The 238-nt window shown below is 60.1% G+C and carries 1 protein-coding gene; it reads right to left on the bottom strand.

Annotated elements, in window-relative coordinates; translation table 11 throughout:
* A partial coding sequence (locus SB771_RS36855; protein ID WP_410722267.1) for a hypothetical protein occupies positions 1 to 238 on the bottom strand: 238 nt, incomplete at both ends.

Below are 238 nucleotides of genomic sequence, written 5' to 3'. Positions count from 1 at the left end.
CCAGAGACTGGCCAAGGCCTTGGCACGCCTCCAGAGTTCAGCGTACGAGAGGGTTGTGAAGTCTTGCAGCAGACGCTGGCTGACTCGCCCATTAACCGGGTCGGTGACACGCTCGATACAGCGTTGAGCCAATGCAGGGCGGTCTGAATAGCCCTCCATGCACAGTGCGACCGTTTGCGCCAATCCTAAGGCAGGGTTGAGCTTGGCTTCGTTGACTGGCGTAAGGGGCATGGCCTCG

Source organism: Burkholderia sp. SIMBA_051 (assembly GCF_046534915.1).
GTDB lineage: Bacteria > Pseudomonadota > Gammaproteobacteria > Burkholderiales > Burkholderiaceae > Burkholderia > Burkholderia ambifaria.
Note: the sequence above shows the minus strand (reverse complement) of the source record. Positions and strands in the feature narration are given on the sequence as shown.